Here is a 361-nt window from a genome sequence, read left to right on the forward strand (position 1 = left end):
CGAAAGCTGGAACGGTTCCTGTCTCGCGAAGAAGCTCAACGCTTGCAAACCGTGCTGCGCGAACGCGGTGCGACACCGGTCAACCTCGCAATCCTGTTCATGCTGTACACGGGCGCGCGGCGCAAGGAAGTGCTTGAGGCTGAATGGCAGTATATCGACTTCGGTCGTCGTGAGTGGCGGATACCGATCACGAAGAATGGCCAGCCACGCACCGTCATTCTTAGCGGCAAGGCCATGGAAATCCTCCAACACGCCGATGATTATCAAGAGCGCAACTTCCAGCAGCCCGTCGGTATCGTGTTCGCCAACCCCAAAACGCTGCAGCCCTACTACAATATATGGGAGACGTGGAAACGGGTGC

1 protein-coding gene is annotated in these 361 nt (G+C 57.3%); it reads left to right on the forward strand.

The window, feature by feature from the left end:
- Positions 1-51 precede the first annotated feature (51 nt).
- Positions 52-361, forward strand: a 310-nt coding sequence (locus tag AB6A65_RS16740; RefSeq protein ID WP_371039508.1) for a tyrosine-type recombinase/integrase, incomplete at its 3' end; no start/stop codon positions are given.

It is taken from the genome of Rhodosalinus sp. FB01, from assembly GCF_041365715.1.
Lineage (GTDB): Bacteria > Pseudomonadota > Alphaproteobacteria > Rhodobacterales > Rhodobacteraceae > Rhodosalinus.